At 53.7% G+C, this 378-nt stretch carries 3 tRNA genes; all 3 read left to right on the top strand.

Annotated features, from left to right (window positions below):
• Nucleotides 1-69 (top strand) — tRNA-Glu (locus B2R29_RS12705).
• A 2-nt stretch (nt 70-71) separates the two neighbouring features.
• A tRNA-Gly gene (locus B2R29_RS12700) sits at nt 72-147 on the top strand.
• 91 nt (nt 148-238) lie between these two features.
• Nucleotides 239-312, top strand: a tRNA-Cys gene (locus B2R29_RS12695).
• Nucleotides 313-378: the final 66 nt, after the last annotated feature.

Below are 378 nucleotides of genomic sequence, written 5' to 3'. Positions count from 1 at the left end.
TCGTCTAGAGGCCTAGGACACCGCCCTTTCACGGCGGTAACAGGGGTTCGAATCCCCTTGGGGATGCCATTGCGGGAATAGCTCAGTTGGTAGAGCACAACCTTGCCAAGGTTGGGGTCGGGAGTTCGAGCCTCCTTTCCCGCTCCATTCTTTCTTACCCTAAGAAATGAATACCAAAGCGCGTCAATAGAGCGCTGTTTAGGCAAATGCATCAATACTGGTGCAGATGCAATGATTAGGCGCGATAGCAAAGCGGTTATGCACTGGATTGCAAATCCACGTAGGCCGGTTCGACTCCGGCTCGCGCCTCCACTTACTCCTGACGTATTTAGTCAGAAGCCCGTTCGCCCGGGTGGTGGAATTGGTAGACACAGGAGA

Origin of the sequence: Thalassolituus sp. UBA3500 (assembly GCF_002377545.1) — a bacterium.
Taxonomy (GTDB): domain Bacteria; phylum Pseudomonadota; class Gammaproteobacteria; order Pseudomonadales; family Oceanobacteraceae; genus Thalassolituus.
The sequence above is the reverse complement of the archived record's forward strand: the minus strand, read 5'-3'. Positions and strand labels throughout refer to the sequence as shown.